Below are 25,481 nucleotides of genomic sequence, written 5' to 3'. Positions count from 1 at the left end.
AAAAGAGGTCATCTCATGCTAGAGGTTATTGCAACATGTTTAGAAGATGTAAAACGAATTGAAAGCGCTGGCGGGAAGCGGATTGAATTAATTTCATCTTATACAGAAGGTGGTTTAACACCGAGTTATGCTTTTATAAAAAAAGCGGTAGAAGCGGTAAGTATACCAATTCATGTTATGATTCGTCCGCATGCGAAGTCTTTTACATATACGGAAGAAGAAATTGAAATGATGAAAGAAGATATTATAGTTGCACAGAAGTTAGGAGCAGCTGGTGTAGTATTAGGCGTATTAAGCGAACGAAATGAAGTGGATGAAGAGAAATTAGCGGATTTACTATCTGTTGTAGATGGAATAAATGTAACGTACCACCGTGCGATAGATGATATAGAAAATCCAGTAGAAGCGATGAACACTTTAAAGAAGTTTCATAAAGTGACTCACGTTTTAACTTCAGGTGGACAAGGAAATATAGTAGAGAATATTCCGGTGCTTACAGAAATGCAAAAGGTAAGTGATGGTCAAATTCAGCTTGTAGCTGGAGCTGGCGTGACGAAAGAAAATATAAAGCGATTGCTAGATGAAACTGGAATTTCGCAAGCTCATGTCGGTACAGCGGTAAGAGAAGGAAAATCATGTTTTTCTGAAATAGACCCTAATTTAGTACAAGAATTAGTTAAAATCATAAAATAAGTGCTTAAGAAAGAGGAGAAACGATGAAGGAAAATACGAAGAAAGAATTATTCTCTTGGGCTAAAACGATAGGTTTTACCCTTGTATTAATTGCTATTATTCGCGGTGTTTTATTTACACCTTCTTTAGTGCAAGGTGAATCAATGATGCCCACTTTAAAAAATAACGAACGAGTGCTCGTGAATAAGATTGGTTATAGTATAAGTGGATTAGATCGCTTTGATATTATCGTCTTCCACGGAAAAGAAGGATACGATTTAGTAAAACGAGTAATTGGTTTGCCAGGCGATACAGTTGAGTATAAAAATGATGTTTTATATGTAAACGGCAAAGCGATGGAAGAACCATATTTAAAACAGTTTAAAGAAAAAGCAGTAGGCCGTGTATTAACTCCAGACTTTACGTTAGAACAAATCACAGGAAAAACGAAAGTGCCAGAAGGCCAAGTATTTGTTTTAGGGGATAATCGTGAAGTTTCTAAGGATGGTCGCATGTTTGGCTTTATTTCAGAAGATGAAATTGTCGGAAAAGGACAAGCTGTTTTCTGGCCGTTGAAACAAGTAAGAGCGTTATAAAGTGTAGTGAAGTATGGGAGAGATATTCTTCCATACTTTTTTATTTGCTTAAAATCTATTGATTGAATTGAAAGAATATTTTATAATTTTAAATTATATGTTTGTTTCGAAAAACGGAATTTAAGTTCCGTAATTCGGAACGAAAGGGAGATAGAATGAGTATAAATAAAACGGCAGTTAAGACAATGGATATTTTAGAGTTGTTTTATGAGCATGAAGAGCTAAGTTTAACTGAGATGGTTCAGCTTACCAATATGCCGAAAACATCTGTTTATCGTTTAATTGGCTCGTTAGAAGAGATGGCGTTTTTACAAAAAAACGAAAAGGGGAAATATCGTTTAGGGGTCGTATTTTTACGGTTCGGTCAACTTGTTTCACAACGATTATCAGTAAGAAATATAGCAATTCCTTATATGAAAGAACTTAGAGATAGTTTAGGACAGGCAGTTAATTTAATAATTCAAGATGGTAATGACGCAATTTACGTTGAAAAGATGGAAGGTGTTCAGCCGGTACGCGTGTATACGGCGGTTGGAAGAAGAGCACCGCTTTATACTGGTGCATGTCCAAGAATTTTACTATCGTATTTCTCTGAGGAAGAGAAACGGAGATACATAGAGGAAGTGGATTTAAAACAGTTTGCAGATGGAACAATCGTGGATAAGAAACAATTGTTAGAAGTGTTGCAAATGGCAAAAAAGGAAGGCTATACAATTAGTTATTCTGAGTTAGAAAATCATACAGCCGCAATAGCAGCGCCCATTTTCGCAAGTGATGGAACGGTTGTAGCAGGCATTAGTATTTCAGGATTAGCAATTGAGTACAGCGAAAGTAACATTTCATATTTTATCGCTAAGGTGAAAGAAACAGCACATCGCATTTCGAAAGAACTCGGCTTTTTGGCATAGAAAGAGGGAGTAGGATGAAATTTTCTGCGTTAGGGGATCAAGCAATTATTGTTACATTTGGTGAAGAAATTAAGATGGATATATATGAGAAAGTACAGCGGTTATTTCAAGCACTGCAGCAACATCCGTTTGCAGGAATGATTGAGTGCGTTCCATCGTTTACTTCATTAGCTGTTTACTACAATGTATATAAAGTATGGAAGAGAAGTGAAAGACCATATGATTATGTTCGCCAGTATATAAAGGAGCTTTATGATTCTAATAAAGAAGAAGTAAAACAGGATGTGAAACATATTTCTATACCAGTTTGTTACGGGGGAGAATATGGACCTGATTTAGAAGATGTCGCACATTATAAAGGTTTACAAGTAGAAGATGTGATTCGAATACATAGTGAAACTACATATTTTGTATATATGCTAGGTTTTACACCAGGGTTCCCGTATCTAGGAGGACTATCAAAAGAATTAGAAACACCTAGAAAAGAAACACCACGGTTACAAATTTCTCCTGGTTCAGTGGGTATTGGCGGGAATCAAACAGGTATATATCCACTTGAAACACCAGGAGGATGGAATATTATCGGCAGAACTCCTATTTCATTATTTAATCCAGAAGAAGAAATACCAACATATATTCAAAGTGGTATGTATTTACGATTTATCCCAATAACGAAGGAAGAGTACGTATCACTTGAGGGGGCTAAAGAATGGATGTAGAAGTTTTGCATGCGGGAATGTTTACAACAGTCCAAGATTTAGGGCGATCACATTATCAACAATACGGTGTACCCGTTGGCGGGGCAATGGATCAAAGTGCGCTTCGGATGATCAATATGTTAGTTGGTAATGAAGAGAATGAAGCCGGACTCGAAATTACGATTATGGGACCTAAATTGTTAATAAAGAAACCGGCTTTACTTGCGATTGGCGGAGCAGACATGGAACCGTTATTGAATGGAGAACGTATCCCGTTATGGCGTCCCATTTTAGCGGAAGAAGGTAGTATGCTTTGTTTTGGAAAGGTGAAAAGTGGTTGCAGAGCGTATGTGACTTTTGCGGGTGGCATCCATATTGATCGCACTATGGGAAGTAAAAGTACGTACATACGTGCTACGATTGGCGGTATAGAAGGAAGAATGTTGAAAAAGGGTGACTACTTCCAAATTGGTGCACAACCAGAAATGGCGAATTGTTTCATTCAAGACTTACAAAAAGATGAGCGAATAAAAACGAAATGGGCAATTAGCAACAGCGTACTACCAAAGTATAAGAAACATCCTAAGCTTCGTGTCATAGCTGACTTTGAATATAATCAATTTACAGAAGAAAGTAGAAAGGCATTTTTTACGAAAGAGTATAAGGTATCTAATCATGCTGACCGTATGGGCTATAGAGTTGAGGGAGAAGTATTAAATAGGATTGAAGAAAAAGAGATTTTATCGAGTCCTGTTACATTTGGAACCATTCAAGTTCCAAATGGTGGACAGCCGATTATATTAATGGCAGATAGACAAACGACAGGTGGCTATCCGAGAATTGGAAATATCATTTCAGTAGATTTACCTCTTCTTGCCCAGCTAAAGCCGGGGGACTATGTTTCTTTTGAGAAAATTACGCTTGAAGAAGCGGAACAATTGTACATAGAACAAGAAGTAAATATGAATCTATTAAAGAAATTCATCGCTTTACGAAGCTGAGAGCAGGAGGGAAATATCATGACTACAATTGATTTGAATTGTGATTTAGGAGAAAGTTTTGGCGCTTATAAAATGGGGAATGATGATGAAATTCTTCCGTTCGTTTCCTCTATAAACGTTGCTTGCGGTTTTCATGCGGGTGATCCGTCTGTTATGCGTCAAACTGTTGAAAAAGCTTTGGAGCATAACGTAGCAATAGGGGCGCATCCTGGATTTCCTGATTTAATTGGATTTGGTAGAAGAAACATGAATGTTTCAGCAAGTGAAGTATACGACTATGTATTGTATCAAATCGGTGCATTAGACGCTTTTTTGAAAGCAGCTGGCGGGAAGATGCATCATGTAAAACCACACGGTGCTCTATATAATATGGCGGCGACTAATCCGGAAATTGCAGATGCAATTGCAAAGGTAATTTATCATAGTAATCCAAATCTATTACTTTACGGATTAGCAAATAGTGAGGCATTTATACAGGCTGCAAAAAAATACAAAGTAACTCTCGTACAAGAGGCTTTTGCGGATCGTACATATAAGCAAGATGGTACATTAACGAGCCGTACAGAAGAAAATGCGCTTATAAAAGATGAAGACGAAGCGATAAAGCAAGTACTTCAAATGGTGAAAGAAGGCCATGTAAATTCGGTCAATGGAAAGAAAGTAGTAGTCCAGGCGCAAACGATTTGTTTACATGGTGATGGGGAAAAAGCAGTGCAATTTGCAGAAAGAATATACAGAACATTCAAACTTAACGGCATTTCTATTTGTGCACTGAAGTAAAAAATGAGGGGAAGTGTTGGAATTGGTGAAATTAATCGGGATATTACTTGTTGCAGTGGGCTTTTTATTTAGATTAAATACACTTTTAGTAGTTATGGTTGCAGGTATTGTTACTGGTATGGTTTCAGGATTAAGTTTTTATGATGTGATCAGTATGTTCGGTAAATTTTTCATAGAAAATAGATATATGTCTATGCCAATTATATTAACATTACCGGTAATCGGAATTTTAGAGCGTTACGGTTTAAAAGAAAGAGCAGAAGCACTTATAACGAAATCAAAAGGAGCAACAACTGGAAGAGTATTAATGTCATATTTTACGATAAGAGAATCCTCAGCAGCACTTGGACTGAATATTGGTGGTCATGCACAAACAGTAAGACCGCTCGTTGCACCGATGGCAGAAGGAGCCGCACAAGGTAAATACGGTAAACTCCCTGAAAAATTAAGAGAAAAGATTAAAGCAAACGCAGCTGCTGCGGAAAATACAGCTTGGTTTTTCGGAGAAGATATTTTCATCGCAACTGGTGCTATTTTATTAATGAAAGGATTCTTCGATTCAGTAGGTATGCATGTCGGTGTATGGGATATGGCACTTTGGGGCATTCCGACAGCAATATCTGCACTTATTGTAAGCTGGATTAGATTTAGAAGGTTTGATAAATATATAGAGAAAACAATGAAGGCAGAAGGAAAAGAAGAGAAGGAGGTAATCTAATATGAACATCATCACAATGGATACAATCTATTATGTATTAGGGATAATCGTTGCCTTTATCGCTGTTCGTATCGCATTCGATCGTGAACATCCAAACAGATTCGGTTCTAGTTTATTTTGGGCATTGTTTGCAGTTACATTTTTATTCGGAAATATAATTCCTTCGTTTTACGTTGGTTGTATAGTGCTTACTATGGTCGTTTTAGCTTCACTAAATAAAGTAACAAAGTCTCAGGAAAAAGAAGTACCAGTACAAGAACGTGTGAAACATGCTGAGAAATTAAAAAATAAAATTTTTATGCCTGCACTTTTAATTCCTATTTTTACAATTATCGGTACGTTAACGTTAGGGAAAATTAAATGGGGAAATGTCTCTCTTGTTGATCCAGATAAAGTAACATTAGTTGCATTAGCGCTTGGTGCATTACTCGCATTCGTCGCGGCAATGCGTATTACAAAATCAAAAATAACAACGCCTGTACAAGAAGGAAGCAGACTATTACAAGCTGTCGGCTGGGCTGTCATTTTACCACAAATGTTAGCAGCACTTGGTGGTATATTCGCGAAGTCTGGCGTTGGACAAGTTGTTTCAGACTTAGTCGGACAAGTGTTACCGACAGAGTATCCGTTCGTTGCTGTTATGGCGTACTGTTTAGGCATGATGCTATTTACAGTCGTAATGGGAAATGCATTCGCAGCGTTTGCTGTTATTACCGGCGGAATTGGCTTACCTTTAATAGTTCAAATGCACGGCGGAAACCCAGCGATTATGGCAGCGCTTGGTATGTTTGCTGGATATTGCGGAACACTGCTTACTCCAATGGCAGCAAATTTTAATATCGTACCAGCAATGCTTTTAGAACTAAAGGATAAAAATGCAGTTATTAAAGCACAAGTACCAATTGCTCTTTCAATTTTTATCATAAATATGTTTATTATGTACGGCCTTGTATATCGTTTTTAATTAGGAGGATAAAACTATGAAAACAGTATTATTAACAGGGTTTGATCCATTTGGCGGAGAAAATATCAATCCAGCTTGGGAAGTAGCAAAAGGTTTGCATGAAAAAACAATTGGAGAATACAAGGTAATAAGCAAACAAGTACCAACTGTATTTCATAAATCAATAAGCGTATTAAAAGAGTATATAGAAGAACTAGCGCCGGAAATTATTATATGCATTGGACAAGCTGGGGGCAGACCAGATATTACGATAGAACGTGTTGCAATTAATATTGATGATGCAAGAATTGCTGACAATGAAGGAAATCAGCCGGTAGATGTACCGGTTGTAGAAGAAGGACCAGCTGCCTATTGGTCTGCACTTCCGATGAAAGCAATTGTAAAAAAACTTTGCGAAGAGGGCATACCGTCATCTGTTTCACAGACGGCAGGCACATTCGTTTGTAATCACTTATTCTATGGACTTATGCATGAACTAGAGAAACATGATAAGAAAATAAAAGGCGGATTCATTCATATTCCGTTTTTACCAGAACAATCGAGTAATTATCCAGGGCAACCGAGTATGTCACTTTCTACTATTAGTAAGGGAATAGAATTGGCAATTGAAGTAACGATGACAGTTGAAGTAGATATTGTAGAGATTGGGGGCGCAACGCATTAAGTAAAATGAATTGTACAACACCTCCTGTAAACAACTGGTATAATAAGAATAGGAAAATACATAGAGGTGATTTTTGTGCAACAATTTGAAGAAGTACGTTCAATTTTAGAAAAAGCGAAGAAAATTACAGTATTAACAGGCGCTGGTGCAAGTACGGAAAGTGGTATCCCAGATTTCCGTTCAGCAAATGGATTGTATGCTGATGCGAATGTGGAGATGTATTTATCAAGAGGATACTATAACCAAAGTCCGAAAGAATTTTGGAAGCATTATAAAGAAATCTTTCAAATTAATACGTTCCATCAATATAAACCAAATCGTGGACATCGTTTTTTAGCTGAGCTAGAAGAACAAGGGAAAGATATTACGATTTTAACGCAAAATATTGACGGTTTACATCAATTAGGTGGCAGTAAGCATGTTATTGATTTACATGGAACACTTCAAACAGCACATTGTCCAAAATGTAAATCAGGCTATGATTTACAGTATATGATTGATCATGAAGTACCGCGTTGTGAGAAGTGTAATTTCATTTTAAATCCAGACGTAGTTTTATACGGAGATACATTACCGCAATATCAAAATGCGATAACACGTTTATATGAAACAGATGTATTTATCGTTATGGGAACCTCATTAAAAGTACAACCCGTCGCTTCATTCCCGCAAATCGCAAAGAGGGAAATAGGGGCAACAACAATTTTAGTAAATGAAGAGTTAACAGGGCAAGAATATAACTTTGATTTTGTTTTTCAAAATAAGATTGGTGAGTTTGTTAAAGGGGTATCTTCAGTGAAATAAGTTATCTAAAAAAGTGAGGTATCTACCTCACTTTTTTATTTGAGTAATCGCTGTTTAAAGCGATATGAAAACATTTTGATAACGTAGTAACAACATCTTTATAATTTATAAAAAAGAGTTTGGTAGGTAAAATGGCAGAGTAAGAAGTAATATTTTCTTTAGCGAATACACAATCGTCATAAAGTAAGCTAATGTGTACCTGTTGTAAAGGTTTTATTTGGTTTTGTTTTAAGTATAAAACTAAATCATTATAAAGTTGCGTACTATACTCACTTACAGACCATTCTAATGAATGCTGACCTACTATGCTAGTCCACCATACTTTAAAACTACACAGTAATTCTTTAAAAGATTCCTCATTACATAATTGAGTGTCAAAAAGCTTCTCGTAAAATATATGATTCTCCTCGTGAAAAATTTGTAAATCATATCTGTCGTTAGCAGTTTGCTTACGAAGAGTCAGCCATAATTCTTTGAAGTTTGTTTTAAAGTCAGTGGAGAAATGTAATGTTTTTGTTATGTAAGGAAAACGAAAATTTTCTTTTTTTCCTTTTTGATTGAGATAAATATTTTGAATGTAAATCATAAAGTTTAAACAATGTGGCGTATTAGTATATATGATAAACGAATCTGTCATTTTCGTTCTCTCCTTAAGTAATGTCTTTTATGAATCTATTTCTTTAGTATACAAAGAAATGTGAATTAATGGTATAAAAATCAATTTGTCCCATTTTTCTTTTAGAATAATATTCATGTTATTGTGCATTAAGGGAATGGTAATAAATAGGATAGCGAAATAAAAAACTGAAAATTAAATCTTTTATTTCTTTTGTAATTAATATAAAATTCTATATATATCATATAAATAAATTTGATACATAATGATTTTGCGTAGAAATGTTAATAGAATGAAGCGAGGGAGCGAAATGAGACAGAAAAAGGAGCAGAAAAAACAATCGAAAAAGAAAAAGACTCATATTCCATTTCGGTTAAATGTACTATTTTTTATTGTCTTTCTTTTATTTTCAGCTATTATAATTCAATTAGGTAAAGTACAAATCATTGATGGAGAAACGTATAGAAATGAAGTAAACAAAAAGGAAGATGTAACGGTAAGCACTCCCGTTCCTAGAGGGAAAATGTTTGATCGGCAAGGTCACGTTATTGTAAATAATAAACCATTGCGAACCGTTACATATACGAAAATGAGAGGAGTAGACTCGAAAGAAGTTTTACAGGTAGCAAAAGATTTAGCTAAGCTAATTGAAATGTCGCAAGAGGACATGGATAAGTTAACAGAGACAGATAAGAAAGATTTTTGGATGCAGTTAAATGAAAAGCGGGCAGCAGCGAAAGTAACGAAAGAAGATGAGAGTAAATTTAGAAAGCAAGAAATAGAAGGAAAAGAGTTAGATAAAAAAGTAGAAGAACTGCGCCGGGAAAGAATTACACAAGAAGAATTAAATGAGCTTTCAAAGGAAGATATAGAAGTATTAGTAATTAAAAGCAAAATGAATGCGGGATATAAAATGACGCCGCAAATCGTTAAAAAAGATGTAAGTCAAAATGAATATGCTGTCGTTAGTGAAAGGTTGGCAAGTTTACCGGGGGTAGATACAACAGTAGATTGGGAACGTGAATACCCAAATGATAAAATACTGCGCTCTATACTCGGTAGCGTTTCTAATGAAAATGAAGGGTTGCCAAGAGAACAATTAGATTATTATTTAGTTCGTGATTATAATCGAAACGACCGTATTGGTAAAAGTTACATCGAAAAACAATACGAAGATGCACTACATGGAACGAAAGAACAGTCTAAAAATATTATGGATAAAGCAGGGAAGATTGTTCGAACTGAAAAAGTGACTGAAGGAAAAAGTGGAAATAACTTGATGTTAACAGTCGATATGGATTTACAGAAAAGAGTAGAGGGAAGCCTTGAAAAGAATTTACGAGCTTTTCATGCTGCAGAGCCGATGATGGATCGTGCGTTCGTAGTAATGATGAATCCGAAAAACGGTCAAATTTTATCAATGGCAGGAAAGAAAATTGTAAATAAAGATGGCGGTATGCAAATAGAAGATTATGCACTAGGAACGATGACAAGTTCTTATGAGTTAGGGTCAACTGTAAAAGGTGCTACTTTATTAACTGGATATCAAACAGAAGCGATTAAGCCGTATACACATTTCTTTGATGCACCAATGTATTTTAAAGGAAGTTCTAAGCCGAAGAAATCGTGGAAAGAATTTGGGGATATTGATGATTTAAGAGCTTTGCAAGTGTCATCGAACGTTTATATGTTTAATACGGCTTTAAAAATGGCAGGCATTAATTATGTCCCAAACAATCCATTAGACATTAAACAAGAAACATTTAATAAAATGCGCTACTATTTTAGACAATTTGGCCTAGGTGTGTCGACTGGTATTGACCTGCCAAATGAATCAATTGGTCAAGTAGGTAGAACTGATAACATACCCGGATTTTTACTTGATTACGCGATTGGACAGTATGATACATATACGCCGCTTCAGCTTGCGCAATATATTTCAACCATTGCAAATGGCGGTTACCGAATGAAACCACAAATTGTACAAGAAGTTAGAGAACAACCGAATAGACCAGAGGATGTAGGAAAAGTCGTTCGGTCGATTGAACCAGTTGTATTAAATCGAGTGGATATGGACACTTCGTACATTAATCATGTAAAAGAAGGATTTAGAAGGGTTTTTCAAGAAGCTGACGGAACAGGTACTGGAACGTTTAAAGGTTTACCATATAAACCAGCGGGAAAAACAGGAACAGCTGAGACAGTATATGGTGGAGAAAGTGATATTGGAAGAGATGAGAACAACAACAGAAAAAAATGTTATAATTTAACTCTTGCCGGTTATGCGCCATATGATGCTGATCCGGAAATAGCCTTTTCAGTTGTTGTGCCATGGGTGAATGATGATAAATCAGGAATTAATTCTGCCATTGGTAAAGAGATTTTGGATGCGTATTTTGAATTAAAAACAAATAGATCAAATGCAAATTCAATTCCAGTAGAACAACCGAACAAGGCACAGTAAAAATAGTATCACTGCATGGAAACTTATTGTGCAGTGATATATTTTTTTGAGTTAAAAAGCGCTTTATAAGGTGGGAATGGATATGAAAAAGGAGATTAAGAGAGGCTGGGGAAAGTACATACTATTTATATTGGTGATAGTCATAGGCTACCATTCTTTTACTTTATGTAAGGTGGAAGGGGAATCGATGCAGCCGACTTTATATGAAGCAGACTACGTATTTGTAAATAAAGCAGCAGTACGTCTTTCTAATTTACAACACGGAGAAATTGTCATTATAAAAGAAGAGGATGAATCGAAATATTATGTGAAACGTGTAATAGGGCTTCCGGGTGATGTAATTAACATAACGAATGGAAAGGTATATGTGAACGATAAAAAGCAAGAAGAACCATATACGAACAAAGATTTATTTAACAACACACAAGTGTTTTATAACTTTCAAAAGACAAAAATTCCGCCAAATAAGTTATTTGTAATGGGAGATAACCGCGAAGTAAGTAGAGATAGTCGCAATGGCTTAGGATATATTGAAGAAGATAACATAATTGGCAAGGTGGAATTCGTATATTATCCTTTTTCAAAAATGAAAATGATAGAATAAGTGGGGGAGGAGCAAAACCCCACTTATTAAAGTTTCACTTTACCCCGCATTAATGGGCAGTAAGACCTCCACCTCAAAGTTCAGGGAAAGCAAAGAAGTTAGGTGGGGGATCAACTGTCCGTAAAAGCCCGATTGGTGAGGGCTGATTAAAGTTTCACTTTATTTTCTTTAAAAACCCTTTTGGATTAAATGATATGAAAAATTTATGTTTAGAGTCGTCGATTATGAAGTGATTATTTTTTGTTAAAAACTCATCCACAGCTTCCATCGGGCCAGGACCCCAATCAGGAAGAAGTGGATTTCCATTAATGGAGGTATCTTCTACAATTATATAACTGCCAGTAGTGACGATAGATTTATATAGTAAGAGTTCTTTGGATACATGTTCTTTACTATGATCAGAATCTAAAATAACTAAAATCACATCATCAGGTTTGCGCATACTTACTATTGTTTGAACGGCCTGCACAGAAACAGAAGAGGCTGTTAAATACGTAATCCGATTATGTGATGGCCGATTTGGCTGCGGAGTTATATCGATAGTAAGTACGTGACCTTTTCCAATTAAATCTAACATAGAAGCTAAATACAGTGCACTACCACCATGAAAAGTCCCGCATTCAATAATTAAATCGGGCTTTAATTCATAAATGATTTCTTGATACAAAAAGAGATCAGAGGGAAGTTTACAGATTGGAACCCCGAGCCAGTGTGTATCGTTTAACCACACAAGGCTGTTGTAATATTGGTTTAAAAATTCATTGCTTATAGTATCGATTTTAAATTCTCCTTTCTAAAAAGGATTCTCTCGTTTGACGTAAAGTGTTTACGCATGAAAGTTGTACTATATATTATGTAGTAAGGAATTGTAAGGCGAGTGTTTTTACTTGAAAATAAGCCAAATAACTCATGTGGAAAATGAAAGGAAATGATTGTATGTACAAGTACACAATTTGCTTTATTAGAAAAAGCGATAAAATACTGCTATTAAATAGAAATAAAAAGCCGAATATGGGGATGTGGAATGGTGTCGGAGGAAAAATAGAAGATAATGAAACGCCATACGAAGGAATAATTAGAGAAACATTTGAGGAAACGGGCATAGAACTTTCAAGTGTAACGTATAAAGGGACTGTTGTTTTTAAAGGTAAAGATGAGCCCCAGGCTAATGAAGGAATGTATGTGTTCGTTGCTGATTTGCCAGATGAAATGCAGATGAATACACCATTTCGTACGGCTGAAGGATTATTAGAATGGAAAGAAATTGATTGGATATTAGATGGTGATAATAGAGGTGTAGTTAGCAACTTACCAAAATACTTACCGACAGTATTAACAGAAGAAAATAAGTTAAAACATATATTCACGTACGATAACCGGAATATTATTAATTACACAACTGCATATTTGACAGAAGATGATACGAACAAGCGATATGAAAAACAACTTGTTTCTCAATAGAAGAGGAAAGTGAAAAATCACGTTTTTGCTCTCATTATATATGCGAGGTGATTATATGTTTCAGAAATACAACTCATTGGTCATAATTGTAATATGTATGATATAACTTTTCTTATGATGAAAGAGTAGAGAACATACGTAAACGGAGCAAAAAGGAGGTGGCTATGCCACCTCCTTTTTGCTAGCTGCGAATCGCCTTAATCATAAATCGATGTTGCTTCACATCAAAATATCCTTTTTGCAAGATGCTCTCATGTATGCGATATAAATCCTCATAATATCTTTCGACAGTAAAATCAGGAATTTGCCACGGAATCGCTTTTAAATAATAGACGATAGCGCCAATATCATAAAAGCGTTGGAAAGGGAATTCTTCCCTTGCTTCTAAAATAGTAAATCCATTTTGCTTTAACTCACTGCATGCTGTTTCGAGAGACCAACTTGCAAAGTCGCTATTTAGTGTTGAGCCAAACTGCTCATTAAGTTCCGCGCAATCAAGACCGCCAACTTGTTGTGTAAGAAAAACGCCACTTGGAGAAAGGATTCTGTTTACCTCAGAAGCAGCATACGATTCATGTTGATTTATAATTAAATCAAACTGCCCATCTTGAAATGGTAATGCAGTATCATCAGTTACTTCTAAAACAGTAACTCCTAAAGGCTCTAATTTGTTTTGAGCAATTGACACGTTTGGAGTGTAGCCCTCAGTAGCGAATATAGTTGACGGGAACGGTTGTAACATAGATAAAAACTCTCCGCCGCCAGTACCCATATCGAGCACTGATTCTGCACATTGCATAAGCTGAAAAGCAGTGCTGCCGTACGACCACGATAAAGGCTCGCTCTTCATTCGACCCGTTTCTGAAATGAAAGAAAAATCCCAGCCGCTAAAGTTTGTATTTGCACTTTTTAATAAAGTTAAAAATAATGGATCACGTTTCATAAATTTGTCCTCCTATTTTTTAATGGATAATATGATGAGAAAAAGGGAGGACCTCTTATTAAAATGAAGCAGTTTTATGTTTCATGTTCGAATAGATTCATATAAATTCGCTCCTTGTGAGAATGGTTATTTATATATTCGGGATAAATAAGTGGAAATCCTTTGATCAAGAGCTAGGGAATTTAGTAGATATGACTAAGGAAGTTCTAAATCGCTTGGAAAGCATGATAAGTGATAAAAATATATTAATTGGAATGCACCGAGAGAAATAATCGTTATTCACGAAAAAATATAGATGGAGGAAGCTTTGTTAAACCTGTTGAAGAATGCAATAGAACATTCTAAACCAGGTGGTAACATAATGATTCAGGTCAAAAATTCTCCAATCTATATCGAACTAGTGATCCAAGATTTTGGAGAGGGAATTTTAGCTGAAGAATTACCTCATATTTTTGAACGATTCTATAAATCAAGTAGTTCTAAAAAGCTTGGCTCGAATGGAATTGGGTTGGCACTTGTCAAAGCTATTATTTAGGCTAACTAACATATTGTATGTTTCAGTATCTATTTTATAAAAAAGAAAATAGATGTAACGGTCCTCCTTTTAATAAAAAAATCCTATAAAAATATAGTGCTCTTAAAAAATTTTGTTACAAATTTGTTTTGTTTGACTTTAAAAAAGGAAAGTAATATTTATTTGTAGAAAATTTTTAAGGATAAAAATAGGATGAATATCCATGGTAAGAAAAAGGGGGCACTTAAATGTTAACAAATGATTTAGATTTTCGATTAGAACCACGTTTAAAAGAACTGTATGAACAACATAAAATAAGAGCGCAGAAGATAGACTGGGCTTATCATGAGTTTTTACCATGGGATAAGGGAATGGACTTTAAAAGAGTTCCTTGGGATGAAAGTCAAGTTACTCTCCCTTCTGGTGTAATTACGGCCATTGAAACAGCTTTATTAACAGAAGTGAATTTACCATGGTTTACAACGTATTTATCTGCGACTTTTAAAGGTTCCCTTTCTGTTATTACAGACTTTATTCATACTTGGACCTCAGAAGAGGATCAACATTCGAATTTATTAGAGACATATTTACTACTCACTCGAAGTGTAAACCCTAAACGTATACATGAATTAAGAAAATCAGTCGTTGAGTGTGGATTTGAGCCTGATTTTCATACACCAATCGAAGCCATGACATATACGACGCTACAAGAACTTGCAACAATGGTGTTTTACAATAATGTAGCTAAGGTGGCAAGTAAGCATGATCCAGATCTTGCTACATTATTACGCCGTCTTGCAAAAGATGAAACACTTCATTATGCGTTTTATCGAGACGTTATTCGAACACATTTAGAATTGGAACCAAATTATTGCTACCATATTGCCAATGTAATTAGGAATTTTAAAATGCCAGGTGCCGTCATGCCTGATTTTGAAAATAGAATGGCTGTGATTGCAAAAGAAGCAAACTATGGCCCACTACAATATTTTGATCAAGTACTTGATGTAGTGGTTGAGTATTGGGGGTTAAAAGATTTACGACCAATTGCCCCTCTAGCAGAAAAAGCAAGAATTGAGATTTTGGAGTATCATATAAGATTGAAAAAAATACGGGATCGATTTGGCCGTTTTCAAGGGGAAATTGATCTACGTTAATGGGTGGAGATTTCAGGATATACGCGTATGGATTCCCTTTTCTTTTATTGGAAATCTCGAACGCTCTTTGGTATTTTACGGCTGTTTTACTTGATTTAACTTTTGAAGAAAAAAGTAATTGACATCTAAAATGAACTTGTGATATTATTAAATATTTGATGAAAAACAACATATGTGTTAAGCTTGAAAAGGTTACCACATATGGAGGTGGATTATATGTTTCAAATTGGCGATAACATTGTTTATCCAATGCACGGAGCAGGTATAATTGAAGCCATAGAAGAAAAAGAATTCTCAGGGGAAAAACAACAGTATTATGTCATCAAAATGTCAATCAGTAATATGCAAGTCATGATTCCTACGGGTAAAATATTGAATTCGAATATACGCCCAGTTACTGATATACTTGCATTAAAACACATTATACACATTTTTCAGCATGAAGAATCATGTAAATTACTGCCGTGGAAACAAAGGCATAAAGTGAACACGGACAAAATAAAAACGGGTGAAATACAAGAAGGTGCTGAAGTTGTACGCGATTTAATGCGTATGAAGAAAGAAAAAACACTGAATACAAGTGAAAAAAATTGTTGGATGATGCATATAAGTTTTTGGTCAGTGAACTAGAATTAATTAAAGGAATCACTGAAAATCAAATAAAAAGTTTCTGTTAAGGTTTATTATAGATAATGTATTATATTTCCCGAAAACATCCTGAATTTTTCGAGAATATGATGAGTATTAAAAGTAAATCATTTCAAAGACATTCAATTTCTTCAACTCACTTTTAGAGTAGGAACCTCTTTTGTTATTACTTCAATCTAATCCATTTTTATTTTTAAATTTATTTTACGAACATTCGAAGTTTCATTAAATAACTCGATTAAATAGTCACTTGATTTTTGCAATCCTGATTCACACTGGCACGGACAAGGAGCCGTAAGGATGAAAGAGAGGTAGGGCTTTCATTGTTTTAGGTAATATACTATCTAAGTCATTATTTCTAGAAGAAAAAACAATCAATCTCACCGCCAGCTTTAAGAGTTCCTTACATCTACTGAGACAGTGAATAGTAATTGTTTATCTTCTTTACGTAAAATTGATAAACGAACTGGTAACACCATATGGTAAACTACAAAAAATGGTTTCCAGACCAAGAAACCATTTTTTATTTTATTTACATAACAATAGTAAATTAAGCAGTAAGAAGGAGTCCGCACATGAAAAAAATGTTAACAAAAGAATTAAGTGTCAATAACGTATTGAAATTCCCTTTTTTTGACGGAATCAAATTCCCTTTTATTAGCGATTTAATGTTGTTGGCTGTATTCCAGCTTTTTGCTTCTCACGAAGCCTATATGAATCTCCCTTGATATTAAATGTTGTTGCGTGATGTAAGAGTCGATCTAAAATAGCTATTGCTAATACTTCATCTCCAAAAATCTTTCCCCACTCTATAAAAGATTTATTTGACGTTACAATGAGTGCTCCCCCTTTTTCATATCGCTTTGAAATGATTTGAAAGAAGATATTGGCACTTAATTCATCAAAGGGAAAATAGCCTAGTTCGTCAATGATAAGAAGATCAGGACGACTCCAACGTTTGATTACTCGATTCAATAGTCCCTTGGTATGAGCCTTCTTACACTCATTAATAAAATCATCAGCTCTCAAAAAAAGTGCTGTATAACCTTTCATGATAGCTTCGCTAGAAAATGCAATTGATAAATGTGTTTTCCCTACTCCTGGAGGTCCTAAGAGTAGGACATTTTCCCCATTATTAATAAAACGGCATGTTAATACTTCTTTCACTCGCTTTTCGCTAATACTAGGTTGAAAAGTAAAGTCAAATTCATGAATTGTTTTATGAAACGGAAGTTTCGCGTGTTGTATTCGTTTCTGTAAAGCTGATGCTTCTCTTTTTTCAATTTCATGCAAAAGTAGGGTGTTTAGAAATTCAGAATATGGTACATTATGTTTAGATGCATCTTCTAAAAGACCATCAATTTGGTCGGCGGTATGATGCCATCCAACTTTGATTAAGCGTTCAATTATAAGCTGAGTGGTCATACAGAATCACTCCCTTCTAATTGTTCATACACTTGAAGAGAACGTTGTTCTACTTCGAGCTCATCGGGTTGAATGTGACGGGTCGCCAAACCTTTTGTTGTCGCATTCAGCCCTTTATAATGTTCAAGGCTTACATGTGTTTCAGTCTTACCTGTAAGAATTGGATGTATTGCGACGCACTCTAATTCATCATATATTTCAAGATGATGATCAAGTGTCTCTTTTATCTTCACTTGTTTGCCCACGAATCGAAACGGTACAGAGTAACGTTTTCCTTGATAAGAGATAAAACAATCCTTACTAACCTCTCGTATTTCCCATTTTGTAATTGGAAAGGCTGGTTTTGTATTAGACTTTCCTAGATACTTTTCCTCGACTTGATATCTTGCGATTGGAGCTTCTTTTGTTGTTCCATTTGGTTTACGATTTGCCGTTTTATTTAGCCAATCCCTGACGTCATCATTTAATGATTCTAAAGTAAATGTATGCTTACGCTGCATAAAATTCTTTTTAAGATACCCTACTACATTTTCTACTTTTCCTTTTGTTTGTGGACGATATGGCTTACACGCCTTCGGCACAATCCCATAATAGGATAGAAAATCTTCGAACCTTCGATTAAATCTAATCTCTACTGGTGTATGTTTAATTACAACAGTTTTCATATTGTCATAAAGGATTTGTTCAGGAACCCCATTAAAATAAGCAAATGCATTCATATGGCATTTCATTAAAGTTTCTAAATCCATACTTGTAGTAAATTCAACATATTTCATTCTGGAGTACCCTAATACCATTACAAACGCGTATACATCTTGTTCTTTTTCGTTAACTTTTATGTTCCCTATGTATCCCCAATCCATTTGAGCCTGTTTACCAGGTGGTGTTTCAAACCGTAAGGTTGCTTGTTTTTTAGGGGTTTGTCGATGAGGTCTGACAAAATCGCGCAAAATGGTAGCCTTCCCTGGGTATCCCATTGATACAATTTCGTCGTATAACACTGCGCAATTTGTAGTACCTTCTTTAATCCTTTGAAGGAGGTATGGTTTATATGGATCTAGTTTACTTGGTTTTTTCTCTACTTTCTTTTTTGATGGTAATGCATCTTGCTGGATATATTTCCGAATAGTTTTTGGATCAAATCCTGTTTCTTCAGATATCGCTTTGATTGTCCATCCTTTTTGATACAATTCTCTGATCATAAAAAATTCCCCAATCTTGACCATAGCTTCTCCACTCCATCATTGTCGTTTTGAAACCATTGTCCGTTATTTTTGGGGAATTTGGAACCGTTGTTATAAAGGATTTTACCACCGTTACTAACAGATATGTCAATATGAAGTACGTCTGCGATTTCTTTGTATTGAAAACCAGAAAATTTCATTAACAATATGGTTCGATCTCGTTCATTCATATGACTAAGTACGTTTTGTACTTTTGTAATCTCTTCTTTTCTAATCCAATCATCATCTAATGATGAGATAGGTTGAACCTCATGGTGTTGTATCGTTTTATCTATTCTCGCCTGATGCCTTTTTTCGGATCGTAAATATTTATATGCAACATAAGTAGAAGATTTTATGAGCCAACCAGATACATTTTCAATTGTCTTCCAATCATTTCTATATAGCTGTAAAAATACTTCTGGTGCTAATTCTTCAGCAATAGGTTGTTTTTTCACAATCCATAGAATTTGTTTCACAACATAAACGTAATATTGCTTAAATAAATCTTCAAATGTCAGATCCGAGACAGGCTTTTCTTCCTTTTTTATCTTTAACATGTCAGTTAAAACCTCACTCTCATTTGATGCCTGTATTATAAAGAACCCAGAAAGACGAGTTTTGTGACAAAAATGTTTTATTTTTTTATTATGTACGAAAAAAAGCATTCATCTTTCAAGTAGATGAATGCAAAAATTAGAATCATTTTGAGTTTTTCTTCCTATCCTTATCAAAAGATATATGAATTCAAAACAAAAGTAATTTATCCTATTTTCTTTTAAAACCGTAAAAGGAGGTATCCTCTGGAGATAAAAATAGTATTTGAAATTTAATGTGTTTTTTATAAGTGGCCCCAAAAAGAAGGAATCGTTGCCGTTCCCCAAAAAGGGCTAAAAACAACGTGATGATTTTTTATTTTTAAAAATATTCATAATTATAATGCCGTTTTTAACCTATCCAATTATTCTATTGTATTCTTCTTGGATGGTTTGTAGTTGTAGACTTAAACACTTTGCAAGTGATGCCATTTTGGGCTCTTGTTCCAACGTGAGTAACAATTGAGATACTTCTATCAACATTTGATGGACCTCATATGCTTCTTCTGTAGGCACATGCCCACATGCCCAGAAATATAACGAAGGATAAGCATAGACTCAATTATCCTCATTTTCTGATCGATTTCTTGTAATAATTGATTAGAACCACTAGACAATGATTTGTTCAATATACCAATCCTCTCCTATATTTTTTACGGGAAGAAGACAGTTATACAATAGATTCTTTTTGTACAAGTTAAAAGAAAAATGATTTTTTGTATTCTATACCAATTATAATACTTACACAAAGACATTTGTGATTTTTATTTTAAAAAAAGCCAAATGTATATACAGTTCGAATTTTTTCATTGAATTTGTTCTGTTTGGGTTTCTACCTGAACTAGTTTTTTATTTGATTCAAATGAATTGACCCATGTTAACTAGGTTAACCTAAGTTGTATCAAAGTTTTTTAAGTATTCAGGTTAACTTTAAAGGAGATTTGTATGGGGAGGAATGCAATTGAAAATGAACAACAACAGAACCGTTTTGATCATGTTGATACAACCAATCTATATGAAACGAATGGTTTTGTGTACCAACTGTATACGAACTCACTTGAAACAAACTCTTCAGATTGACTAGTAAACGTTTTTAATTTATGCGGAGTAGGAAAAGCATGTGAACGAATTAAAACGAGTACACAACCCTATAAGAACCTTTAAAATAATTGAAGGTGTTTTTCTAATAAAAGAGCATTGTATTTTTAATATAATTCCCGTAAAGTAAGCGCATACCATACAAAATATACAACTAGGAGTGTGATACACAATGAAACCCATTTTCAAAACAAGTATAGCTCTAACACTTTTTTCTCTTTCTCTTATAGGGTGTCAGTCACCACAAACACAGCCGAAACAACCATTTTCACTAACCGAACAACAAGTGATGGCAGATGCTTGGTATCAAACCGCTGGAGAAGTCAAAGCGCTCTATCATCAAGGATATAATATCGGAAAGATGAAATTAGACGCAGCACTTGCCAAAGGTACCGAGAAAAAGGCTGCCATCGTTTTAGATTTAGATGAAACTGTCGTGGATAATAGTCCGTATCAAGCCATGACAGTAAAAGAGAAGAAAGGATTTCCTTATAAATGGGAGGATTGGATTCAACAAGCGAAAGCAGAAGATCTTCCTGGTGCCGTTTCCTTTTTACAATATGCAAATAAAAAAGGTGTGGCGATCTACTACATTTCAAATCGCAAACAAAGTCAATTAGATGCTACCTTACAAAATTTACAGAATCTGAATATCCCGCAAGCTGATAAGGAGCATGTCTTATTGCAGGGAAAAGAAGAAAAAGGGAAGGAAGAACGCAGAAAGAAAGTTGCGACAGAACATGATATTATTCTATTCTTTGGAGATAATTTATCTGATTTTACAGGATTTGATGAGAAATCTGTACAAGATAGAAATCAATCAGTTGAAGCGATACACGAAGCATTTGGAGAAAAATTTATTGTGTTCCCGAATCCGATGTATGGGGATTGGGAATCCGCTTTATATCAATACGATTTCAAAAGGTCAGATACTGAAAAAGATAAGCTCCGTAAAGATGCATTGCATGTATTTGAAGATGCGAAATAATAAACGTATTGAGACAAATGGATATATGTTTGCTATTATATTCTATAAGCTGTGGTAAGCTGTCATTTGGAAGATTGGGCGCATTCGCTCAATCTTTTTTCCTATTTTTTATGATCCCATGATTAAATTGCAACATATGGCGAATACATACTACCTATCAAGGGGATTTCCTTGACGATAAAATGTTGATGCATCAACGATATAGGGCTTTTATCCCAATCTTTATGTTTTAAACAAACGTTTAATTCGACATCTTTCGTACAAATCCCACACGGATTCGCTACAATTCGTCAATATTTGTATGCATTTTTTGAGAAAGGAATTCTCTTATGTATAAATCTAATTTCGTTGCTTTCTTACTATTCGTAATCTCTTTTTCTTGTTACATCATCTATGTAACCAAAAACCCACTCTATTTGCATCCAGTCGTTTTATTATCTATTATGTTGATTACAATTGTAAGTGTCATTTTTTTTAGTGATTTCTATGATACAACTTATATGAAATATATACTTCTCATGGGATTGTTTCTGTATCTTATTCTTATATGTAGTACCATGCTAAACGTGATATAAGTGTGGGTACAACAACATAGTAACAAGTATATTTTATTTTAATTCCTTTCTATTAGCTCCCACAAGATAGATAAAAAATAAAAGCGATTCGGAAACTCATTTTTGTAAGCTTCCTTCTTTGTCTATTGTATGTTTTTCTTTTCATTCTCAAAATTTATAATAAGACAAAAAAGAAAAAACGCAATCTTTATGAAAGCGTCTCTTCTTTATATATAAACTTACAAACAACGGAAAGGAATTTACATCCACTTGTATCTTAGCACACATCCTCATCGACGAATATTGAGAAATTTCTACATGGTCATCTCCCTGTCAAGTAGACAGTAATAAAAAGAGTATTATGCCACGGCCTTTTCCCGATATTCTATCGGGGAAAGGCCGTGAAGTTTTTCTTGGAATCTTTCTGTATTATAAAACTGAATATATTCTTGAATTGCTCGGTAGGCCATTTCATATGTTTTTGGGCGCACTAAATACAACTTCTCTGTTTTTAAATGTGAGAAGAATGATTCGATACACGCATTATCAAAACAGTTTCCACGTCTAGAATGACTACCGACAAATCCTAATTTCTCTAACTGTTTTGCGTAGGATTTAGATGTATATTGAAACCCTTGATCTGAATGGAAAAGGGGCTTAGTAGTTAATGACTTCCCTTCTAATTGACGTAATGTAGTTAAAACCAAATCTAAATCATTTCTTGAAGATAGCTTCCAGGCAACAATTTCATTGTTGTATAGATCTAACACAGCTGACAAATAGGCAAATTGTTCTCCGATTCGTACATAAGTAATATCTGTTACGAATTTTTGGTTTTGCTTTTCAGCTTGAAACTCTCGATTCAAATGATTTTTAAATACCACAGATGTTTTTCTTCCATAAAACGGACGTTTTTTTCGAATGATAGATTGAATACCCAGCTCTCTCATAAGACGACGAACACGTTTATGATTCATTACCATTCCTTCTCGAGCCAAAGCACGAGTCATACGTTTATACCCATAGTAAGGGTGCTGACGATGAATAGATAAAATATGTTCTTTATGCCACCTATCCCTTTTCTGACGTAAACGCTGCACGTTATGATATTTCCGCCATTTATAGTAGCCAGCCTTAGAAACTTCCGCGATTTGAAGCAACCATCGGAGTGGATAGGCTTGGCGTAATGAATCGATAAGAGAAAATCGTTCTTTCTTTAGGACCATTCCTTCCCATGTAGATTTGGATTGCGCTTTTTTAAATACTCAACCTGTGCCTTCAAATAAGCATTTTCTTCTTCTAGACTATTAAAATTCTTTCGATTCCAGACACCACGTTGATCATCAAAGGACTCCCCCTGTTGCGCACGTTTTACCCACTCAATAATCTGGGCATCGCTCTTCACACCGAGTTGTTCACGAATTTCTCGCAATGATTTTCTCTCTTCTAATCGAAGACGAACTGCTTCTCGCTTTAGTTCTTCTGTATATTTTTGAAATGATTGTCCTTTTCTTGCCATAAAAAAATCCCCTCCAGATAAAACAGTATTGAGTCCATCATATCAGATGGACTCTTTTTTTACTGTCTACCTATAGGGGGTAATACCATATACCTCCAACTCCGTTTTTATGGGCTAATTTGCTCCTATGGCACATAGGAGTGCTCTTTTATCAGGCCCTTTCTCTCTGGAGTAAAACAGCCAAAATACAACAGATTATTTACATTGGCAAGGCGACTTCATATTATTTGAAGGTTGCCCGCACTGACAATTCGCGTTATTCGCAGATACGTTTGTCTGTGCTCCTAGAGAAGAGTCCGTTGCCATTATAGATGCTCCTGGTTGTGCGAGTGGAGTAGCAACCCCAATGGTATTTATTACTGTATCTCCACCTGAAACACTATGTGGTGTGATTTCTTCATATATCATTTCTTGTACTTCTACCCAATCTACCGTAAACTCTGCACCCTCTGATTGAATAATCAAATCCACTTGGCTCGTATTCGCATCTGGATAGAAATAGAATTCTTGGGTCATAAAAGTAGGTTGGGTGAAGAATAACATATGTCTTTGATTTCCTGGTGGCACAATGGAAATCGTTCCTTGTCCTTTGGCACGAACGCGAACACGATACTCTGTGTTGCCGCCCTCACTTGGTAAGGTAATGATTTGAGTAACTGTGCTATCCCAATTCGATAATGTCAAGACAGGTTTCCGATTACTGTCTTGTGGGAAACTCACTGTACCGGCTATATTCCAGTTTTGTGCTTGTTGAAGAAACAAACCATTTTGAACAATATTCCGTGCTTGTAGTTGATTCCAAGCGCGAAGAGCGGCTTGATAGATTGCTGCTTTTTGTTGTGCATATCGATCTTGCATTGGTATACCTGGCATAGATCCTTCTTGAGGAGCACTGTTTTGAAGTGCTGTTAAGTTCTCTATATCGGTATAACTTACGTTTGGTCCGATCGTTCCGCTCCAATTGGATGAATCGTACATGGCATTTAATTGATTTGTAGCCTGCTGTAAACCCGCAGTGATTTGTGCCTGTTGCGCCAAATAGGGTTGTAGCCATTGTTCCTCTTGGTTTTGTGCTTTTCTTATTTCTGCCGCAGTTAGTGGGCGTCCCTCTGTCAAGGAAACTTGACTTATTTTTGCGAATCCATTCGACGGTACGGTAAAACCAACTGTAATGCCTATATTCGCTTCTGGATGTAATGCACCTACATCAATTGGATATTGAAAGAAGTTTGGACTACTGTTAACACCTTCTACAGAAGTTGGCAGAGACGTAGAATAGGCTACATTCACGACTTGATTGACTTCATTTCCATAGCGGGAAGCCATAATTTGTAGAGAATCCGCTTGTAAGACAAAAACGGATAGATAATAACGTGTATACGGTTTTAATACTGATTCCGGTACAGTCTGATAGGCATAAGATGGATATACAAGGGAAGAAGGAGGTAACACCAGTTGCTGCCCCGCGTATTGTGAGTCTCCTGATGAGATGAACACCTTGCGTCCAAGTTGCCACCCTTCACCTGTAAAACTCCCACTGCGCAATACATTTTGTGATTTACTCAGACGTTTTGCCTGATTCACTTGTGTATTTAATTCCCGTTTTTCTATTGCATAACTATTTGGTAGAGATTGAACTTGTTGATGCACATAATCAATCCAGTAATCGGTCACACCGGGAGCTAGTTGATTCGGATTATCGGTCGAAAAAAGACTTTGTGTCATTGTACGAACTTGGGCCACATCGTTAGATGTAGTTACGATCGACGAAGCAACTTGATTCATATTTACCACCATATCATCACTCCTCTATACTTATTTTGAATCTATTAAATAGATATAATATTAGCACGCTGCTTTCGAGAG

The 25,481-nt window shown here is 35.4% G+C and carries 25 protein-coding genes and 2 pseudogenes; 18 read left to right on the top strand and 9 right to left on the bottom strand.

Features of this window, described 5'->3' with window-relative positions:
- Window positions 1–15: 15 nt before the first annotated feature.
- The 10 genes from F3I02_RS02250 (at window position 16) to F3I02_RS02205 (ending at window position 7,805) form a co-directional block, all read left to right on the top strand.
- Window positions 16–693, top strand: a complete 678-nt coding sequence (locus F3I02_RS02250) for a copper homeostasis protein CutC (protein ID WP_000895114.1) — start codon at window positions 16–18, stop codon at window positions 691–693.
- Window positions 694–716: 23 nt separating this feature from the next.
- Window positions 717–1,268: a signal peptidase I gene (gene lepB, locus F3I02_RS02245; protein WP_000662502.1), complete on the top strand. Its 552-nt coding sequence runs from the start codon at window positions 717–719 to the stop codon at window positions 1,266–1,268.
- A 155-nt stretch (window positions 1,269–1,423) separates the two neighbouring features.
- Window positions 1,424–2,176: an IclR family transcriptional regulator gene (locus F3I02_RS02240; RefSeq protein ID WP_000026351.1), complete on the top strand. Its 753-nt coding sequence runs from the start codon at window positions 1,424–1,426 to the stop codon at window positions 2,174–2,176.
- 14 nt (window positions 2,177–2,190) lie between these two features.
- A complete protein-coding gene (pxpB, locus tag F3I02_RS02235; protein ID WP_046946031.1) occupies window positions 2,191–2,895 on the top strand; it encodes a 5-oxoprolinase subunit PxpB in 705 nt (234 codons plus the stop codon).
- Window positions 2,886–3,875: a 5-oxoprolinase subunit C family protein gene (locus F3I02_RS02230; protein WP_196477524.1), complete on the top strand. Its 990-nt coding sequence runs from the start codon at window positions 2,886–2,888 to the stop codon at window positions 3,873–3,875. Before pxpB ends, F3I02_RS02230 begins: the two co-directional genes overlap by 10 nt.
- An 18-nt stretch (window positions 3,876–3,893) precedes the next feature.
- The gene (gene pxpA / locus F3I02_RS02225) at window positions 3,894–4,655 is read left to right on the top strand and encodes a 5-oxoprolinase subunit PxpA (RefSeq protein ID WP_061884339.1); all 762 of its coding nucleotides are present in this window, start codon (window positions 3,894–3,896) and stop codon (window positions 4,653–4,655) included.
- A 22-nt stretch (window positions 4,656–4,677) separates the two neighbouring features.
- Window positions 4,678–5,373, top strand: coding sequence for a DUF969 domain-containing protein (locus F3I02_RS02220; protein WP_000239810.1), 696 nt, complete (start codon window positions 4,678–4,680; stop codon window positions 5,371–5,373).
- Between the two features lies 1 nt (window position 5,374).
- On the top strand, window positions 5,375–6,337 hold the full coding sequence (locus tag F3I02_RS02215; protein ID WP_001021649.1) for a DUF979 domain-containing protein: 963 nt from the start codon (window positions 5,375–5,377) through the stop codon (window positions 6,335–6,337).
- A 16-nt stretch (window positions 6,338–6,353) separates the two neighbouring features.
- Complete coding sequence (gene pcp / locus F3I02_RS02210) at window positions 6,354–7,001, top strand: pyroglutamyl-peptidase I (RefSeq protein ID WP_000859714.1); 648 nt, start codon at window positions 6,354–6,356, stop codon at window positions 6,999–7,001.
- Window positions 7,002–7,067: 66 nt separating this feature from the next.
- Window positions 7,068–7,805 (top strand): NAD-dependent protein deacylase, encoded by a 738-nt coding sequence (locus tag F3I02_RS02205; RefSeq protein WP_074594268.1) that lies wholly within the window; start codon window positions 7,068–7,070, stop codon window positions 7,803–7,805.
- 22 nt (window positions 7,806–7,827) lie between these two features.
- On the opposite strand, the gene F3I02_RS02200 is transcribed toward F3I02_RS02205, so the two are convergent.
- Window positions 7,828–8,442, bottom strand: a complete 615-nt coding sequence (locus tag F3I02_RS02200; protein WP_074594270.1) for a hypothetical protein — start codon at window positions 8,440–8,442, stop codon at window positions 7,828–7,830.
- A 289-nt stretch (window positions 8,443–8,731) separates the two neighbouring features.
- On the opposite strand from F3I02_RS02200, the gene F3I02_RS02195 reads away from it, so the two are divergent.
- Window positions 8,732–10,885, top strand: coding sequence for a peptidoglycan D,D-transpeptidase FtsI family protein (locus F3I02_RS02195; protein WP_001249187.1), 2,154 nt, complete (start codon window positions 8,732–8,734; stop codon window positions 10,883–10,885).
- An 82-nt stretch (window positions 10,886–10,967) separates the two neighbouring features.
- A complete protein-coding gene (gene lepB / locus F3I02_RS02190; RefSeq protein ID WP_002164083.1) occupies window positions 10,968–11,489 on the top strand; it encodes a signal peptidase I in 522 nt (173 codons plus the stop codon).
- Window positions 11,490–11,643: 154 nt separating this feature from the next.
- On the opposite strand, the gene F3I02_RS02185 is transcribed toward lepB (F3I02_RS02190), so the two are convergent.
- Window positions 11,644–12,267 carry a cephalosporin hydroxylase family protein gene (locus tag F3I02_RS02185; RefSeq protein WP_265411132.1) on the bottom strand — a complete coding sequence of 208 codons (624 nt, stop codon included), beginning with the start codon at window positions 12,265–12,267 and terminating at the stop codon, window positions 11,644–11,646.
- A 158-nt stretch (window positions 12,268–12,425) separates the two neighbouring features.
- Between F3I02_RS02185 and F3I02_RS02180 the strand changes: the two genes are divergently transcribed.
- Window positions 12,426–12,950: an NUDIX hydrolase gene (locus tag F3I02_RS02180; RefSeq protein ID WP_000280185.1), complete on the top strand. Its 525-nt coding sequence runs from the start codon at window positions 12,426–12,428 to the stop codon at window positions 12,948–12,950.
- Between the two features lie 181 nt (window positions 12,951–13,131).
- On the opposite strand, the gene F3I02_RS02175 is transcribed toward F3I02_RS02180, so the two are convergent.
- Window positions 13,132–13,893, bottom strand: a complete 762-nt coding sequence (locus F3I02_RS02175) for a class I SAM-dependent methyltransferase (RefSeq protein WP_196477523.1) — start codon at window positions 13,891–13,893, stop codon at window positions 13,132–13,134.
- Window positions 13,894–14,051: 158 nt separating this feature from the next.
- Here F3I02_RS02175 and F3I02_RS34590 point away from each other — a divergent pair.
- The 3 genes and pseudogenes from F3I02_RS34590 to F3I02_RS02160 all read left to right on the top strand — a co-directional run.
- A pseudogene (locus tag F3I02_RS34590) lies at window positions 14,052–14,425 on the top strand (sensor histidine kinase); the annotation flags it as partial.
- 230 nt (window positions 14,426–14,655) lie between these two features.
- The gene (locus F3I02_RS02165) at window positions 14,656–15,564 is read left to right on the top strand and encodes an acyl-ACP desaturase (protein ID WP_000957093.1); all 909 of its coding nucleotides are present in this window, start codon (window positions 14,656–14,658) and stop codon (window positions 15,562–15,564) included.
- Between the two features lie 216 nt (window positions 15,565–15,780).
- A pseudogene (locus F3I02_RS02160) lies at window positions 15,781–16,241 on the top strand (CarD family transcriptional regulator).
- 628 nt (window positions 16,242–16,869) lie between these two features.
- On the opposite strand, the gene istB reads toward F3I02_RS02160, so the two are convergent.
- From istB to F3I02_RS34315, 4 genes are all read right to left on the bottom strand, one after another.
- On the bottom strand, window positions 16,870–17,637 hold the full coding sequence (gene istB / locus F3I02_RS02155) for an IS21-like element helper ATPase IstB (RefSeq protein ID WP_196477522.1): 768 nt from the start codon (window positions 17,635–17,637) through the stop codon (window positions 16,870–16,872).
- The gene (istA, locus tag F3I02_RS02150; RefSeq protein ID WP_196477521.1) at window positions 17,634–18,863 is read right to left on the bottom strand and encodes an IS21 family transposase; all 1,230 of its coding nucleotides are present in this window, start codon (window positions 18,861–18,863) and stop codon (window positions 17,634–17,636) included. Before istA ends, istB begins: the two co-directional genes overlap by 4 nt.
- Window positions 18,836–19,420, bottom strand: coding sequence for an RNA polymerase sigma factor SigX (locus F3I02_RS02145; RefSeq protein ID WP_230876756.1), 585 nt, complete (start codon window positions 19,418–19,420; stop codon window positions 18,836–18,838). The genes istA and F3I02_RS02145 overlap by 28 nt, the downstream gene beginning before the upstream one ends.
- Window positions 19,421–19,813: 393 nt before the next feature.
- Entirely contained in the window at window positions 19,814–19,939 is a 126-nt protein-coding gene (locus F3I02_RS34315; protein ID WP_269061756.1) for a hypothetical protein, read from the bottom strand.
- Window positions 19,940–20,401: 462 nt separating this feature from the next.
- Here F3I02_RS34315 and F3I02_RS34310 point away from each other — a divergent pair, with 462 nt between their 5' ends.
- Together F3I02_RS34310 and F3I02_RS02135 are read left to right on the top strand one after the other, a co-directional pair.
- Window positions 20,402–20,536 carry a hypothetical protein gene (locus F3I02_RS34310; protein WP_269061755.1) on the top strand — a complete coding sequence of 45 codons (135 nt, stop codon included), beginning with the start codon at window positions 20,402–20,404 and terminating at the stop codon, window positions 20,534–20,536.
- A 190-nt stretch (window positions 20,537–20,726) separates the two neighbouring features.
- Window positions 20,727–21,542 (top strand): 5'-nucleotidase, lipoprotein e(P4) family, encoded by an 816-nt coding sequence (locus F3I02_RS02135; protein ID WP_196477520.1) that lies wholly within the window; start codon window positions 20,727–20,729, stop codon window positions 21,540–21,542.
- Window positions 21,543–22,455: 913 nt separating this feature from the next.
- On the opposite strand, the gene F3I02_RS02130 is transcribed toward F3I02_RS02135, so the two are convergent.
- Window positions 22,456–23,615, bottom strand: a protein-coding gene (locus tag F3I02_RS02130; protein ID WP_196477519.1) for an IS3-like element ISBth8 family transposase whose coding sequence is annotated in 2 segments (ribosomal slippage) — window positions 22,456–23,357 and window positions 23,357–23,615 — 1,161 coding nt in all. Because the reading frame shifts where the segments join, the coding sequence is not laid out codon by codon here.
- A 195-nt stretch (window positions 23,616–23,810) separates the two neighbouring features.
- Window positions 23,811–25,412, bottom strand: a complete 1,602-nt coding sequence (locus F3I02_RS02125; RefSeq protein WP_196477518.1) for a hypothetical protein — start codon at window positions 25,410–25,412, stop codon at window positions 23,811–23,813.
- Window positions 25,413–25,481: the final 69 nt, after the last annotated feature.

The organism is Bacillus sp. SRB3LM, from assembly GCF_015712745.1.
In the GTDB taxonomy this organism is placed as follows: domain Bacteria; phylum Bacillota; class Bacilli; order Bacillales; family Bacillaceae_G; genus Bacillus_A; species Bacillus_A thuringiensis_K.
This window is presented reverse-complemented; position numbering and strand designations above follow the sequence as displayed.